Below are 15187 nucleotides of genomic sequence, written 5' to 3' on the forward strand. Positions count from 1 at the left end.
AATCGAGTCGCAACCGAAAAGGGGCAGCAAACTCCAATCCAAGGATAATTCACATGCGCAGGATGATGATTGCGGCCGTTGCGGCCACGGCCCTTATTTCGACTTCAGCAATTGCCGCCGTTTCGTTCAATTACGACACCGGCACAGGCTTCGTCGGCAAGGGCGACGTTTCTGTGCTTTACGGCTGGAACAACGCCCAGGCGAAGGCCAACATGACGGCAGACACGCTGTCATTCTACACCCTCTCCAGTTCCGAAGTCGAAGCCACGTGCGAATGGACGACCGGCGTCAAGAAGAAGACCACACACAGGAAAGTACGCAAGATCGCAGTGATCGATGCCAACGCTGTGACCTTCGATGTTCGCAACAACAAGAACGGCACTGTTACGGGTATCAACCTGCTTGGCTATGGTGCTGATCTTGGTTCGACCACCGACGCTCCCGAAGTCGGCTCAGTCTGCCTCGGCGACGGTAACGAAGACAATGGCGCCAACGGCATCATTACCAGCGTCGTGGAAGTCCCCGGCTCGGATTCTGGAGACATGCTTTACGTGTCGTTCGGCGGCGTCGACTATGCCCTGCCGAACACTCCGATCGTCACCACCACGATCTGATCGACGGCTTGATGTCCTTGGAGAGGGTGCCGGGCAACATCGGCACCCTTTTCCTTTGCGCCAGCGTGAATCCCTTCCGATTGCATCGGACGGATGGCTCCTAACTCCTGTTCTACCGCGTTTTCAGGGTCACCTGATGATGCCATCTGGTTCGAAAACGCCCAAGAGCGCCTTCGTCAAAAGGTCTTGCGGACGCCGATCTGTATAGAGCGGCCCACAGCGTCGAGCAGGTAGGGCTGGTAGCGCAAGGGCGTGTTGCCGGTCCCGTCCGTAACGCGCTGTCGACTGTCGAACAGATTTCGCGCATTGATGCTGACGCGTGTGCCGCTTGCCCAAGTTGCATCAGGCAACACGCGCCCAAGGTCGGCAAACAGGCGGACATCGATCAATGCGCGCGGCGCATAGCGCAGATCTGCAGCAGACGGGGTAGTGCCGGCCCGGATACTTGTTGCACCTTTCCATGTCCCGCTGGACTGCAGCCCGAATCCCTTTCCTGCAATGCCGGCATTGAATTGAATGGCGTGCCTGGCCTGTCCGCCGCCATAGCCGAATGCGCCGCCGTCAAGAAGATCGACGATCGGCAAACCTGCACGGGCCAGGCGTTGGGCCTTGAGCGTCCACGTGTGGTTCAGGGAGAAGTTGACGCGCCAAGGCTTGGGCCCTTCCAGGCCCGGGCTGCCAGCCGTGCCATCTTCGTCGTTGTCGATCAGCGCCGTGCCCAGTTGACGGGCCAGTTGACGGGCCTGCCGGACCTGAGACTTGCCGAAAAAGCGTAAGAAGTTGACGCCCCATCGCAGTTGCTCATGCTCCTCGCGCGCAAAGGACACCGGTCTATTGTCCACCCGGACGAGGCGGCCACTATCATCCCGCCCAAATCGGTCAGCGAAAGCCTGCTGCACTTCGGCATTGAGCGGTGGCAGCGCACCGATCCTGTTGAGATAGCGTGTGCGCGTGAAATCTGCGTTGAGATTAAGCCTGCCGCGGTCCTGCAAGGCCAACGTCCCGCCGAAGCTCAAGGTTCTGCGACTTTCGTTGCGCAAGGCGGCATTCCCGCCACTGATGACGGTGACGTCCACCGTTTCATTGCGAATGAAATCGAAGAAGCGGACGTTTGGATAGACAATAACTGGAGCATTGATGATCGCCAGCTGCGGGGCAATGTCCTCGCCCGTGAACCCGCCCCGCAAGGAGACACTGGAAACCGGTTGCCAGTTCAAGCCGTAGGCGTGGTTCCACAAGCGCCCCACGCCGCTTGCGTTTCGCAAGCCCAGCGCAAGATTGGCCCGGAGATCCCCGATCGCAGCCAAGACATTGTTGCGCCGGCTTGCGAGGGGCACATCGACCGACACCTGCCCGTTCGCATCGTTCCTTCGTGTCGAAACGAGCGAGCCGTTGCTTTCCGAACGTTGCCAGTGGATGCCGCCCCCACCCCGGAGCGAAACCATGATCTCCCCAGTTGGCAATTTGGCGGCCGGGCCAGTCAACGTTGCCTGTGCACTGGCCAGATCGCTGTTCGAACGGGCGATATCACGCCGGGAAATGCCGAGGAAGGCATTCGGCACTTCAGCAAATGGGCTGAACAGGTTTGCATCAATTGCCGCTTGCAGCGCCGCAGTATCAACGCCCCGATCGGTCAGTGCCCGATCTTCGCGGTGATTGTAATTCAATGAAAGCGTGCCGGTCCACTTGCCCAGATTGTGGTTGATGGTTGCTGCCAGATTAGCACCGCCTCCTTGCCGCTTGGCTTCCAGCGGCACCGGCAGATAGCGCGCCACATTGACAGCTTGCGAAAAGACCGAGGCTGGATTGGCAGGGTCCAACCGCAGGAGCGCCGTGGCCGCCCCCTGCAGCGAACGGCTGCGGGTCAGCTCACCATTGGCGGTGATGTTGACATTCGTGCGGGGTCCGAGCCGGCGCCCCAGCGTCGCATTCATCGACCAGGTCCGGGAATCCGGCACCAGGCTGCGGTATGCCGCAATGCCATTCAGGTTCGTTGCATTGGCGTTGGCAACAAAATGGGCCAGTGTCGGGTTAGTGGACGGAACGGCCGCCACCGTTACCCGGGCGCCGGCAAGCTGGCTGAACATGGGGTCGATTTCGTTGCCCGATCCTGCAAGAGCCACGACGTTGCCAGCAAGATCATAAGGTGTGGCCCCTGCCGGAGTGGGCAAGATCGGGCGGTCGCTTTCAAGCAGCATGTCGGTGTCACGCATGCGCGCCGTGATCGTGGTCCGGTTCGAACCTGATATCTTGGTGTACCCGGCGGCGGCGCCGGCTCCAGTCCCCTTGCCCGCAGTGGCGAAGGCGCCCTCGGCGTTGAGCGTCGCCTGGCGGAAAGCGGGCTTCAGTTGAATGTTGACGACACGACGCTCCGGTCGCTGACCGATGCGCGATGCGGTATCACGGGGAAGCAGCTGGATCTTGCGAAGTGCCTCGGGCGGCAAGTCGGCAATGTCATCAATTCCATTCGCCAACTGGCCATTGATCAGAACGACCGGGCCGTCATCGGAAGCGTCAATGCCGGATGCAACCTGATCGAGAAGGTCCCCCACCGTATCGGCTCCATAGGCCGAGATATCCGCTTCCTCGAGCTCATCCTCGGCAATGATGCCGTCTATGATCGACGTTTCGCGCTGCCCCTTTACGACGATGGGATCGCCCGTGTCTCGAGGATTTGCCGTCAGGGCACCGGGAACCTGCGCATCCTGTTCAGCACCGGCGCCGAACGCGGGATGCGGCAAGAGGAGGCACGCAGCAGACAGCGCGACCGCTTCGCTTCTTGTCAGCGCATGAGACAAAGAGGCTCCCCCGTTTACCCCTCGAAAACAGGACCGACCTTGGCAAAGATTTGCCATAATTGCCAGCCGATCCCGTTAAAGAGGAGCAGTAATCTGAAGAGCATTACTTTAGTTAAAGATGACTGCGCGATAAGCAGATCTGACGAGGCACAGGTCGACGGTGATCCGTAAACATGACTAAACAGGTCTACGCCTTGTCTTGCGAAGGCCGCCGACCGGTAACCCGCTGGTAGAAGCGGGAGAAGTAGCTGGGGTCTTCGAAGCCGAGTTCGGCGGCAACCTGGGTGGCGGTGGCATTGGTGTAACGCAGCAGGCGGTGGGCTTCGAGAGCGAGACGGCGGTGGATCAGGTCCATCGGGCTGCACCCCAGGCGGGCGGCGGTGAGACGGGACAGCGTGCGGCGGGTGAGGCCGAGCGCGCCGGCATAGAAATCGAGATCGCGGTGCTGGCGGTAATGCAGTTCGACGAGTTCGCGGAAGCGGTCAAGACGCCGGTCGGAGCGCTCGAGCGCATCGCCTGCAGGAACATCCCTGACCAGCGTGCGGATCAGGCTTTCGGCCAACGAGAGGAACAAGGGGTCATGCTGCTGCCAGTCCTGCTGGAGCAAGAGCATTTCACGCGCCAGCCAGAACGCGCGGGTGGCAGCTTCTTCGGAAAGGGCAGCGATTCCGCCTTGGGCCAACGCGGGGAGCAGCGGGTCTGAAGGCTCTGCTGCACGTGTGGAAAAGTCGGTGGACAAGGTGAGGACAAATCCGCTCGTCCCCTGACGGAAGCGGAAGCCGTGGACGGCAGCGGCAGGAACGATAACCCTGCCCGGCCCTTCCAGCCCGACGGTGCGCGTATCGAGCGTGATGGTGGCGTGTCCTTCCTCTACCAGAAGGACCTGCACGAAGTGGTCATGCCGATGGATGCCGATTTCCCAATCGTGCAGCGCACTACGCTCGGCAATCGTCTCGATATGCGCAAAGCCGCCAGCGGTTGGCGCCATCCCTTCGCCATAGAGCGCGTATCTGGGAATTGCCTCGATCATGTCCCAAAAGTGCCAGCTGTTTGTCCTGACGCTGCATTCCTCCAGATGCCGCACTCTGTCAAATTCCGCAGGATCAGGCCCGCATCCCAGTGCGGGCCGCGTGGGAGAATTGTCATGAAGACCCAGGTCGCCATCATCGGCGCAGGCCCGGCCGGCCTGCTGCTCGGACACCTGCTCAAGGCCGAGGGCATCGATTGCGTGGTGCTCGAACGGCAGACGCCCGATTACGTGCTTGGCCGCATTCGCGCCGGGGTACTCGAACAGATCACGGTCGGCCTGATGGCACGCCTCGGGCTGGATGCGCGCCTCAAGGCCGAGGGACTGGTCGAGGAAGGCTTCAACCTTGCCGATGGCGAACGCCTGATCCGCATCGATGTTGCCAATCTCACCGGCAAGACGGTGGTGGTCTATGGCCAGACCGAGATCACCCGCGACCTGATGGACGCCGCTCCCGAACGGGGCCTGCAGGTGATCTATGGTGTTGGTGACGTTGCACTGCATGACATCGAAAGCGAGACGCCTCACGTCACTTATGCGGTCGATGGGTCACAACAGCGTATCGATGCGCGCTTCATCGTCGGTTGCGACGGGTTCCATGGACCCAGCCGCAAGGCCATCCCGGCCAGCGTGGCGCGCGAGTACGAGCGGGTCTATCCGTTTGGCTGGCTCGGCATCCTGGCCGATGTGCCGCCGTGCAATCATGAGCTGATCTATGCCAACCACGAACGCGGCTTTGCCCTCGCCTCGATGCGCAGCCACACGCGCAGCCGCTATTACGTCGACGTGCCGCTGACCGAAAAGGTCGAGGACTGGTCGGACGAGCGCATCTGGGACGAGCTGGCGGTGCGCCTTGGGCCCGAGGCTGCGGCGAACATGACGCGCGGGCCTTCGATCGAAAAGTCGATCGCGCCTTTGCGCTCCTACGTGTTCGAACCGATGCGCCACGGCAGCCTGCTGCTGTGCGGCGATGCTGCGCACATTGTCCCGCCCACCGGCGCAAAGGGCCTGAATCTTGCCGCCAGCGACGTGCATTATGCCGCCGAAGCCCTGAGCGGATATTTCAAGCGTGCCGATAACGATGCGATCACGGGATACTCCGCCAAGGCGCTGGCCCGCGTGTGGAAGTCCGAGCGTTTCTCGTGGTCGCTGACCAAGCTGATGCATCGCTTCCCCGAGGACGGCCCGTTCGAACGCGCGATGCAGGTGGCCGAGCTGGAGTACATCGCGTCCAGCAAGGCAGCGCAGACGAGCATCGCCGAGAATTACGTCGGCTTGCCGGTGTAACATCGTCATTTCACCGTCACAAAGTCGATACAGAAAGCTCCTGGAAACAGGGGCTTTCTTTACATGCGGCACATCGACATCCTGCTGACAGGCAACCTATCCGGAGGACGGGAACCCTTCGTTCATTCCGATCTGCGCGTGGTGTTTCACCGCTGGAAATCTGAGGCCCCCCTTCCCCTCATGGAAGGGCGGCCCTGGGCGTTCATCGATTGGGTGCTGGACGAAATGTCCGGCCTTGAACTGTGCCGCCGTCTGCGCTGCGGCGACAGCTTGGGGCAGGAAGCGCATATCACGATGATCCTCGAGGAAGACGACGCCGAGGCCAAGCGCCGCGCCCTGCGGGCCGGAGCGGATGACTATATCGTCGGTCCCGTTGACCGAGGCGCGATTCTCGACCGGGTGCTCTCCATCCAGCTTCCCGAGCACGAAGCGCCGACGCGGGTGCTGCGGTTGGGCGAACTGACGCTGGACCTTGCTGCGCTGCAGGCCCGCTGGCGGGAGAAGCCGCTGCTCCTGATGCCGAACGAGATGCGCCTGCTGCGCTACCTGATGGAGAAGCCCGGCCACGTATTCAGCCGCACCCAGCTGATTGCGGCATTGGGCAAGCACGATCAGCCGATTGACGAGAGGACCGTCGACGCCTGGATCAGCCGCCTGCGCCGCGCTTTGCGCGATGTCGGCGCAGGATCGCCGCTGCGCACGGTGCGCTCGATGGGGTACGTCCTGGATCGGCCGTAAGGTCAGGTTCGCAGGAATTCATCAAGTTGATGCAGGCTTTCCGCCGTTCCATCGCAGGCGCCTGATGCCAGTTCCTGTTCGAGCGCTTCGGCACTTGGAAACAGGTTTGAAATGGTGACTTCGGTGCCGCCATCGCGCTCGGCAAAGGTGACCGTGGTTATCGCTCCGTCGGCGCTCTCTTCGTTGGTCCAGACGATCCTGCGATCCCGCTCGACTTCGAGATAGGTTCCGTAGAACGCCATCGGTCGATCCATGGACACGTGGCCGATCTCGAGCCGGTAAGTGCCGCCGACGCGCACGTCCATTTCGCACGAGACGAGCGTCATGCCGTATGACCGTGGCACCCACCACTGACGGAACAGCGCGGGGTCGGCCCATGCGCGATAGACCAGATGCACCGGCGCCCTGAAGCAACGGATGACGACCAGCTCCCTGTTGGACGGGCGTTCCACCCGTGTTTGCGGATCGGGGCTATCAGCTTGACTGACCATCGTCATTCTCCCTTCGCATCATTGATTCAAGAACATTGTCCAGCGCGCCAAATCGGGCGTCCCAGGCCTGCCGGTAGCGCTCGATCCACGCGGCTTCGTCTTCCATGCGACGAGGCCCCAGCCGGCACTTGCGCACCCGTCCAATCTTCTCCGTGGCGACAAACCCGGCGGCCTCGAGCACGCCGACATGCTTCTTCATGCCGGTGAGCGTCATGCCGAAACGGGAGGCGAGATCGGTGATCGAGGCATCTGCCTGCACAAGGTGCAGCATGACTCCGCGCCGCGTGGGATCTGCCAGCGCCGCGAAAGCTGCATCAAGGCCGGACGACTCATACTGAACCATATGGTTCACTTTCTCACGATCAGGCCATTGCCACAACAAAAAAGAGGCGGCCTGTTGTGACAGGCCGCCTCCCGAGGGTGGTTGATCGGTGCGGCGTCAGAACGTCATCGAGGCCGAGAGCGCAAACGTGCGGCCAACATCGTAGGAGTTGACCTCGACGCGGTTGGCACCGGACTGCTGGTATTCGTAGTTGCGGCGGCCCGTGATGTTGCGCGCTTCGAACTTGAGTTCGAGATCCTGCTTGAACAGCTTGAAGCCCTGGCGTGCAACGAAATCGATGCGCAGGCCCGGGTCCTGCACCACATCGGGCTGACCGGTGTTGAGCAGACCGCGGCTGAAGACGCGCTTGCTGGCATAGCTCAGCAGGATGGTCTGCTGCGAGAGCTTGTCGGTGTCTTCGAGCCCGAGCTGGACGTTGGCTATATGCTCGCTCTGCCCCGTCAGTGGCGCGCCATTGGTGAAGTAATCGAGCGCGCGAGTCGATGCGGCGAGGTAGTACGACGTCTGATCGCCTTCCTTCACCTTCAGCTTCGACTTTGTGTAGGTATAATTGGCGATCAGGGCAAAGCGGCGAGACTCCCACATGCCGCCCCAGTCGGACATGTCGAAGTACTTCTGCAGTTCGACTTCGGCGCCGTAAAGATCGGCCTTGGGCGCGTTGGCGAAGCTGGTGATGAAGTTGTCGCTTTCGAGGCTGACGAAGCTCTCGATCGGCTTGTCGATGCGCTTCCAGAAGCCTGCGATCGAGAAGCGCTGGTCACGCGCATAGTACCACTCGTAGCGGGCCTCGGCGTTGGTCAGCGTGCTGTCCTGCAGGTTGGGGTTGCCGCGATAGGTGCGGTTGGTGTCGGGATCGAAGTAGAACTGGTAGATCAACTCGCGGAACTGCGGGCGGGCGATCGTCTTCGAGGCGTTGGCGCGCAACTGCATGTCGTCGCGGAACGACCAGGTCAAGGTGGCCGCAGGCAGCCAGTAATCGTTGTTCAGGTTGGTCGGCGCGGTTATCGTTGTCACGTCCTTGAACACCGGGATGGCCGCAACGCCCATCTTCGCCGTTTCATAGCGAACACCGGCATCAAGCTGCAGCGTATCGGTCAATTGCGCATCGAACTTGGCGTAGGCACCGTGGTTCTTGAGCGTGGCGAGGAAGGCGGGGTTGCCTTCGTTCGTATCGACCAGACCGATGTTGAACGCCTTGATGACGGCGTTGCTCAGCAGGTAGTCCGGACGGAACAGGTTCACGCCATCGGGCAGATCGACGGCACGCCACTGGAAATCGCGGCGCGAGCTGGTCCGGCGGGTATGGGTATAGGCATAGCCAACCGTCGCAGTGATCGCGGGCGAGACCTTGTACGACACGTCGATGCCACCCGACCACAGGTCTTCGTTGAGATCGGAGAAGCTGACGTTGGCGCGGCCGGCGTTACCATCGAGGTTGTTGACGAAGTATTGGCCGAGCGGGTCGGAGGCCACGTTGGTTCGGACGTATTCGAAGCCCAGTTCGTAGGGCGCCTCGCGCTGCGAATTGGCGAAACCACCGCGCAGGTCGACGCTCAGCCCATCGAGCGGCTTGAGCTCGGCGACGATCTGGCTGTCGATCAGCTGGCGTTCGTACCAGGCGGTTTCCTGCTGCTGCCAGTCTGCCGAAGTCTGGTTGCGCTGGCCAAGGCTGATGCGCGTGTGCTTGAGCGTGTCGCGGATGTAGAGGTTGGTCCAGCGGATCTTGTTGCGACCGAATTCGAGGCCAAGACCGAGCATGCCGTTGACGACAATGCGATTGTCGGTGGTCACGCGGCGGAAATCGGACTGGAGGTCAGCGAGATCGGATTCGACCGAAGTCTGGCTGAGCACGTCGCGAGTCAGCCACTTGTTGTTGTAGCCTGCGGTGGCGATGACGCCGAGCGTCGCGCCGCCGAGCTCGAACGACTTGCCCGCCGAGAACGAAAGCGATCCGTTGCCCGGCATGTTGGGGATGCGCTGGGTCAGGCCGTTGCGGGTGTTGACGATGCCCTGCCCCACGGCAACCGCATCGACATTGCCGGAACTCAGGCGTTCACCGCTGGCAAAGAAGCTCTGCAGGGCCTTCGTGTAATCACGCTGGCCGTTGTCGAAACCCGTCCAGTCAGTGCTGGAACCATAATAGGTGTAACCCAGCTGATTGGTGGTCTCGGTATCCCATGAACCGCCGATGCCGACGTTGACGAAGGCTTCTTGCGGGACCGACTTGGTGGTCAGATTGACCACGCCGCCGCCGAATTCGCCCGGGTAGTTCACCGAATAGGACTTCTGCACCAGCGACGAGGCGATGATGCTGGAGGGGAACAGGTCAAGCGGGACGACGCGCTTGAGCGGCTCGGGGCTTGGCAGAGGAGAGCCGTTCAGCAGCGCGAGCGAATAGCGATCGCCCAGGCCGCGCACGTAGACATAGCCGTTGCCGACGACGCTGAGGCCCGTCACGCGGCCAAGTGCGCCTGCGATGTTGCCTTCGCCGGTCCGCGCGATTTCGGCAGTTCCGAGCACGGAGACGACCTGCGGGGCGGCACGCTGCAGGTTGCGGTCTCGCTGGCCGGTAACGACGATCTCGCCACCCGGAATGGAGACTTCCGGCGCTGCTTCCTGCGGCTGTTCCTCAACCTGAGGACCAGCCGCAGCCTGATCGGGCGAAGCCTCGGATGCCGGGGGCGGTGTCTGCATGGCCTCTTGCGCGTGGGCAAGCGCCGGGCAGATCAGCGCGGTGGAGAGCAGCAGCAGGTTTGCGAGCCGCGAGGTATTCATCTGTCGTCCCCCCTGGGGAAAAGGAATGTTCTGTAGTGCGGGAAAGGGGGCAGCCGTTGCCGGCCACCCCCCGGGTTTCCCGAAAGGCGCCGATCAGGTGGTCGGCAGCAGCGTGCAGGACTGGCTGGTGGTGCCGAAGTTCGCGGCCGTGCTGTTGCAGGTCCAGCCAGCGTACCAGGTGTCCGAGCTGTTGCGGACGGCACCGACATACGGTGCAGCCGAGAAGAACGAGGACAGCGTCGTCACGTCGAACGCCGTGACAGCGGTTTCATTGGCGCCGTTGATGTAGAGGCTGGCCAGCGTGGACGCGAAACCGGCGTTGTTGTTGTTCGCACCCGAGCCGAAGAAGCCGGCGACCTGTGCCGCGGTGTAGGCACCCGTACCGATAAAGCGGTCGTCACCGGTGCCAGCGCAGGACATGACCACCGAACGTGCGGTCAGGGTCGAGGAGGCCGTGCCGCCCGAGCCGTTCATGCGGATGCACTGGTTTGCCGGAGCGACGACCACGCCGTTGTAAAGGTTGATGTCGGAGTTGCCGCGGAAGAACAGAGCTGCCTGGCCATTTGCTTCGTTGTTGCTGCTGGTGGCGGGCTGGATCGCGGTGAAGTTGGCAATGCGCGAAACCTGACGCGGCGTCTGGCTTTCGTTGCCATTGCTGTCGAGCTCCATCAGCGTGTCGCCCGCGCCCGAACGCTGGATCAGCAGCAGATACTGCAGGTTCGCCTGCACGCCGGTGTCCATGTCGAGGCTGTCATCGTCAGCACCGACAGAGATGTAGTGCTTCATATTGACAGTGCCGCCGAAGAACTCGGCGCCATCGTCCGAACTGTTGTAGCTCTGGATATAGTCCAGCTCGGTGCCCGAGCCCACGCCTTCGAGCGTAAGGGCCTGAAGCTCCGAGTTGGAACCAAGCACGTAGCCCGAATAGCGGATCTGGACGTACTTCAGCGCACCGCTGCTGTCGGCGCTGTTGGTGCCGCCGTAGAGAGCGGGATCCGCCGAACCTTCGGTCTGACGTTCGCAGGTGCTGGCGGTCGAACCGCTGGCGACCGAACCGGTGGTGCAGTCGGTGATCGGCGCGCGCCCCATCAGCACGACGCCGCCCCACTGGCCCTGCGAGGTCTCGGTGTTGAGGCCGAGCACGTTGTCGCGGCTGGTGAAGATGATCGGTGCGCTGGCAGTGCCAACCGCATTGATCTTGTTGCCGCGATTGACGGCGAGCCAGGACGTGCCGGTATTGCCGAACAGGATCACGCCCGGCTGGATGGTCAGCGTCACGCCAGTGCTGGTGCTGCTGAAGCCGGCATCGGTGCCGACATCGACGCGACCGTTGATGGAGTAGAGCAGACCCGCGATCTTGGGGAGCGTGGTTGAACGGGTGATGCGGGCAGGCAGGGTGCACACGCGCCATGACCCCTGAGCCGAAGTGACCGTGCCCGCATCAGTCAAGCCGGTGGGGTCTTCGATGGTGGGGCAACCGGCTGCCGCGACGACCGGGCTCGTGGTTGGCGTGGGCGTGGGCGTCGGCGTCGGGGTCGGCGTAGGATTGATGACGACATTGCCGCCGGTGCCCGGCGAGGCGATGTCGGTCGGGCCGCAACCGGCGAGCGCAAGTCCGCTGCAGCCGACGAGCATAAGGCCGTGGATCTTCTTCACTTGGTATCCCCCATGGATAACAGCGGGAGCGATTCCCGCCAGGTCGAGGGGTGATCTAGGCGCGCAAAGTGACAGCCACTTTGCGGTTTCCTGACAGAAATAAGTCAGTTTCTCTGACGGTTATTTGACATTTGTGACGACCGGACGGAAATCCGCCGGACAGAAAATTGCAGTTTTGTGACAATGTTTCACTTTGATTGCAGTCACTGTCATCGGGTGCATAATCAGACTCAACAAGCCGATGCGCTGACGGAATGCGCAGGAAGCAAAGCAAGGAGAGTCCCGATGTCTGCCACCCTGTATCTCGCAGCCGCACTGATGGCGCAGGCTCCCGCCACGCTGACTGTACCGGCCCCTGCAATCGAGAGTGGTGATGTTGGATACGGCGAGATCATGGCCGGGCGCCCTCGCGCTGCGATCAGCAGAATTGAGGGCAGCGATCTGTTGCGGAAGCAGGATCCGCTGGCCATGATCAACCTTGGCACCGCCTACAAGCTTGTCGGTGAAAGGGAAAAGGCCGCGAAGCTTTACCGCGGCGCAGTTTCAAGCGATCAACGTTACGACGTAGAGCTTTCCGACGGACGCTGGATCGATTCACGCCGCGCCGCGTCGCTGGCAATGAAGCAATTGGACACAAACGAGGTTCTGGCGCTGCGGTGACTAGCGCTCCGGGCTTTTCATCTGCGAAAATGAGGAAAAGGATCGCAATTCCTAATCTTCGTTGAATTTTCAAAACGGAAATTCTTTGCTTCACTTCGGATGTAGATTCTGGGGTGGGTCTCATATGGTGTCGTTGAAGTGCTTTCTGGGCTATCATCGCCCGGTACGATCGAAAGTGTCGTATGATCTGGAAGGTTATGTAGGACAGTGTGAGCGCTGCGAGCGGAGCATCAAGCGCTTGCGCAAGGGCCGCTGGATCGTACGAAGGCAGTCCCGCCGCTGATCACGGCGTGACGCGAGAGAGACAGCATCAATCACGTTGGGCTCGTGGCGTCGTCGCGCATTATCGGGTGACGCGCGGGCCGAACGTGAGCGATGCGACGCGCCAGTTGCGGCGGGCAGCCCTCACCATGTTCGTGGCCCAGATCAGCTTGATCTGGTGCGGCCTTATGGGAGCCGCTCGCCCCGTGCCGCGACGAGCACGGCGTACCAATCCGTTCGTGTCCACCGTACCTTGAGCGCGGCTGCGCCCTCGGCAATGCGCTGTGGCTTCTGCGATCCGATGATCGGCACGATTCCGGCCGGGTGCGCCATGAGCCACGAATAGGCTGCGACGGTCCGCGATACACCTTGTGCGTCTGCCACCGTGTCGAGCGCGGATGCCACGGCCATTTCGCGATCCAGCTTGGGGCCAGCCACACGGCCACCACCAAGCGGGGACCAGGCCATCGGGGTCAGACCCAGCTGCATTGCCTGATCGAGTTCGCCATTTTCGAAGCAGTCGATGCGCAGAGGACTGATCTCGGGCTGCGTGGTCGCCAGCTTCTCGCCGAGAAAATGATTGAGCGCGGCGATCTGGTGAGTGGTGAAGTTCGATACGCCAAGTGCGCGAACTTTGCCCGAAGCCACCGCATCATCAAGCACGCGCGCGGTTTCGTGCGGATGGGCAAGGATGTCGGGACGGTGGATCTGCCAGAGATCGATCACCTCGGTCCTGAGGCGGCGCAGCGAAGCCTCGATCGCCTTGCGCAGGTAATCCGGGCTCTGATCGTAGGGCAGAGGCGGCAGGATGCCGCCTTTGGTGGCCAGAACCACGCGCTGGCGCAGCGCAGGTTCTGCGGCCAGAACTTCGCCCAGCAGCGCCTCGGCATCACCGAAGCCGCGCTGCCCGTCGAAGCCATAGATGTCTGCGGTATCGAAGAAGGTGATTCCGGCATCGAGCGCAGCGTGAACCAGCTTCGCCGCATCGGCGGCGCTGCGACCGCCTTCGGCGAGACGCCACATACCCCATGCAATCGGCGATACGGCAATGCCGGTGTGGCCCAGTGGGCGGAAGGCAGGCGGAAGTGGCAGTTCGCTCATGAAACAGTCCTGTATGGTGGTGCGACCGACGCGCGCTCTACGAGGATAAGGGGCACGCGACGATGGGTTAAATCACTACCGTCAATGAGAATTTCGGTGGTAGGACAAACAAGCGCCGACGGACGGCGCAGGCAAGCTCGGTGCTTCGGGCGTAGTCCACTCGCCAGCATGCAGCATGATGTTGCTTTTTTGGCCTGGATGACCTTCCACCGGAAAGGCAGACAGCACGGAAAAATCGCCCCGGAGCACGACAAATCCCTCGAAAAAGGTTAATATTTCCTAATTTTTCATTGGTATTCAAAGGTTTGTAATTGCAAGACAAGAGACATTACAGCATATGTATGGTTGGGGTGGCCAGAGGTATAGCAATGAACAGCCAGGAACGAGAAAGGATCGCAAGGATCACGCTCCTGCTTAACGAATTGCTATCTGCGCCCGAAGAACAGACGCCCACCGACACGCCTCCATCGACCGCTGACCTGGTCGCCATCGCCAAGAGCGAAATCCGCGCCCGCCGTCGCCGGCAGGAGCTTTTCCCGAACATTCAGGTTGCTGACCCTGCATGGGACCTGATGCTGGAGCTGTTCATCAATCAGGCCGAGGGCCGGCGCATCTCCGTGACGGGTTTGGGATTGAGCGCGAATGTGCCCGGCGCAACGGTGCTGCGCTGGCTTGCCATGTTCCACGAATCCGGACTGATCTTGCGCGAGCCGGATTCGGCTGACCGGCGGCGCATCTGGGTATCTCTCACCGAAAGTGGATGGGAGAAAATCGCGATGGGAATCACCCCGTCAAAGGCGGGGCAGCAGTCCCAGCGTTCGGAACGAGCCGAAGAAAAAGGCTCCGGCTCTTCCTGGTTGGCAGCCTGACGCTTCAACCGCGACCGCGATAGGGCGCCACGCCTTGATCGGGCAGCCACAGGCCTGCCGGGGGGGCATCGGACTGCCAGAACACGTCGATCGGAATGCCGCCGCGGGGATACCAGTAGCCACCGATCCGCAGCCAGCGCGGCTTCATTTCGGCAAACAGTCGCTGGCCTATGCCAACCGTGACGTCCTCGTGGAATCCTGCGTGATTGCGGAAGGACCCGAGGAACAGCTTGAGCGCCTTGGATTCGACGATCGTCTCACCCGGAGCATAGTCGATCACCAGATGGGCAAAGTCGGGCTGGCCGGTCACCGGGCATAGCGAGGTGAATTCGGGCGCAGCGAAGCGGATCATGTAGAGCGTGCCCGGACGCGGATTTGGCACATAATCGAGCACGGCCTCTTCCGGCGATGCCGGGAGGGCGGTGTTCTGCCCCAGGAAGAGAGGAGTCTTGGTCATTGTCTGGCCTCTGGATGCGCAGGCGGTGCGAGTTGGTTTCCCGCCAAGCGATCACTTCAAGAATAGAATTGGCTCGCCCATGCACCCGTCGCAGACCGGGAGCAAGTGGC

At 61.7% G+C, this 15187-nt stretch carries 13 protein-coding genes; 5 read left to right on the plus strand and 8 right to left on the minus strand.

The genetic code is table 11. The annotated features are described in order from the left end of the window. Positions 1-53 precede the first annotated feature (53 nt). Complete coding sequence (locus NJ75_RS12735; protein ID WP_039335087.1) at positions 54-614, plus strand: hypothetical protein; 561 nt, start codon at positions 54-56, stop codon at positions 612-614. A gap of 176 nt (positions 615-790) precedes the next feature. Here NJ75_RS12735 and NJ75_RS12740 read toward each other — a convergent pair whose 3' ends face one another. After that, entirely contained in the window at positions 791-3412 is a 2622-nt protein-coding gene (locus tag NJ75_RS12740; RefSeq protein ID WP_039335090.1) for a porin family protein, read from the minus strand. A gap of 187 nt (positions 3413-3599) precedes the next feature. Further along, complete coding sequence (locus NJ75_RS12745) at positions 3600-4442, minus strand: helix-turn-helix domain-containing protein (RefSeq protein ID WP_039335093.1); 843 nt, start codon at positions 4440-4442, stop codon at positions 3600-3602. Positions 4443-4556: 114 nt separating this feature from the next. Between NJ75_RS12745 and pobA the strand changes: the two genes are divergently transcribed. Together pobA and NJ75_RS12755 are read left to right on the plus strand one after the other, a co-directional pair. Continuing rightward, complete coding sequence (gene pobA / locus NJ75_RS12750; protein ID WP_039335096.1) at positions 4557-5726, plus strand: 4-hydroxybenzoate 3-monooxygenase; 1170 nt, start codon at positions 4557-4559, stop codon at positions 5724-5726. Positions 5727-5789: 63 nt separating this feature from the next. After that, positions 5790-6464, plus strand: a complete 675-nt coding sequence (locus NJ75_RS12755) for a response regulator transcription factor (RefSeq protein WP_039335097.1) — start codon at positions 5790-5792, stop codon at positions 6462-6464. Between the two features lie 2 nt (positions 6465-6466). Here NJ75_RS12755 and NJ75_RS12760 read toward each other — a convergent pair whose 3' ends face one another. The 4 genes from NJ75_RS12760 to NJ75_RS12775 all read right to left on the minus strand — a co-directional run bounded on the left by NJ75_RS12760 (position 6467) and on the right by NJ75_RS12775 (position 11729). Further along, the gene (locus tag NJ75_RS12760; RefSeq protein WP_039335099.1) at positions 6467-6955 is read right to left on the minus strand and encodes an SRPBCC domain-containing protein; all 489 of its coding nucleotides are present in this window, start codon (positions 6953-6955) and stop codon (positions 6467-6469) included. Next, complete coding sequence (locus tag NJ75_RS12765) at positions 6939-7298, minus strand: ArsR/SmtB family transcription factor (protein WP_039335102.1); 360 nt, start codon at positions 7296-7298, stop codon at positions 6939-6941. Before NJ75_RS12765 ends, NJ75_RS12760 begins: the two co-directional genes overlap by 17 nt. A gap of 96 nt (positions 7299-7394) precedes the next feature. Further along, complete coding sequence (locus tag NJ75_RS12770) at positions 7395-10073, minus strand: TonB-dependent receptor domain-containing protein (protein ID WP_039335106.1); 2679 nt, start codon at positions 10071-10073, stop codon at positions 7395-7397. 93 nt (positions 10074-10166) lie between these two features. After that, positions 10167-11729 carry a hypothetical protein gene (locus NJ75_RS12775; protein ID WP_211257943.1) on the minus strand — a complete coding sequence of 521 codons (1563 nt, stop codon included), beginning with the start codon at positions 11727-11729 and terminating at the stop codon, positions 10167-10169. Between the two features lie 285 nt (positions 11730-12014). Here NJ75_RS12775 and NJ75_RS12780 point away from each other — a divergent pair, with 285 nt between their 5' ends. Further along, a complete protein-coding gene (locus tag NJ75_RS12780) occupies positions 12015-12389 on the plus strand; it encodes a hypothetical protein (protein WP_039335108.1) in 375 nt (124 codons plus the stop codon). A 447-nt stretch (positions 12390-12836) separates the two neighbouring features. Here the strand turns inward: NJ75_RS12780 and NJ75_RS12785 are convergent, their stop codons facing one another. Continuing rightward, positions 12837-13751, minus strand: coding sequence for an aldo/keto reductase (locus tag NJ75_RS12785; protein WP_039335110.1), 915 nt, complete (start codon positions 13749-13751; stop codon positions 12837-12839). 368 nt (positions 13752-14119) lie between these two features. Between NJ75_RS12785 and NJ75_RS12790 the strand changes: the two genes are divergently transcribed. Beyond that, complete coding sequence (locus tag NJ75_RS12790; protein ID WP_052242455.1) at positions 14120-14620, plus strand: helix-turn-helix domain-containing protein; 501 nt, start codon at positions 14120-14122, stop codon at positions 14618-14620. Between the two features lie 4 nt (positions 14621-14624). Here NJ75_RS12790 and queF read toward each other — a convergent pair whose 3' ends face one another. Further along, the gene (queF, locus tag NJ75_RS12795) at positions 14625-15077 is read right to left on the minus strand and encodes a preQ(1) synthase (protein WP_039335112.1); all 453 of its coding nucleotides are present in this window, start codon (positions 15075-15077) and stop codon (positions 14625-14627) included. Positions 15078-15187 lie beyond the last annotated feature (110 nt).

This window comes from Novosphingobium subterraneum, assembly GCF_000807925.1.
GTDB lineage: Bacteria > Pseudomonadota > Alphaproteobacteria > Sphingomonadales > Sphingomonadaceae > Novosphingobium > Novosphingobium subterraneum.

Coding starts and splice junctions, on each gene's coding strand:
- NJ75_RS12735 (WP_039335087.1), top strand. CDS start 54: ATGCGCAGGATGATGATTGCGGCCGTTGCGGCCACGGCCCTTATTTCG.
- NJ75_RS12745 (WP_039335093.1), bottom strand. CDS start 4,442: ATGATCGAGGCAATTCCCAGATACGCGCTCTATGGCGAAGGGATGGCG.
- pobA (WP_039335096.1), top strand. CDS start 4,557: ATGAAGACCCAGGTCGCCATCATCGGCGCAGGCCCGGCCGGCCTGCTG.
- NJ75_RS12755 (WP_039335097.1), top strand. CDS start 5,790: ATGCGGCACATCGACATCCTGCTGACAGGCAACCTATCCGGAGGACGG.
- NJ75_RS12760 (WP_039335099.1), bottom strand. CDS start 6,955: ATGGTCAGTCAAGCTGATAGCCCCGATCCGCAAACACGGGTGGAACGC.
- NJ75_RS12765 (WP_039335102.1), bottom strand. CDS start 7,298: ATGGTTCAGTATGAGTCGTCCGGCCTTGATGCAGCTTTCGCGGCGCTG.
- NJ75_RS12770 (WP_039335106.1), bottom strand. CDS start 10,073: ATGAATACCTCGCGGCTCGCAAACCTGCTGCTGCTCTCCACCGCGCTG.
- NJ75_RS12780 (WP_039335108.1), top strand. CDS start 12,015: ATGTCTGCCACCCTGTATCTCGCAGCCGCACTGATGGCGCAGGCTCCC.
- NJ75_RS12785 (WP_039335110.1), bottom strand. CDS start 13,751: ATGAGCGAACTGCCACTTCCGCCTGCCTTCCGCCCACTGGGCCACACC.
- NJ75_RS12790 (WP_052242455.1), top strand. CDS start 14,120: ATGAACAGCCAGGAACGAGAAAGGATCGCAAGGATCACGCTCCTGCTT.
- queF (WP_039335112.1), bottom strand. CDS start 15,077: ATGACCAAGACTCCTCTCTTCCTGGGGCAGAACACCGCCCTCCCGGCA.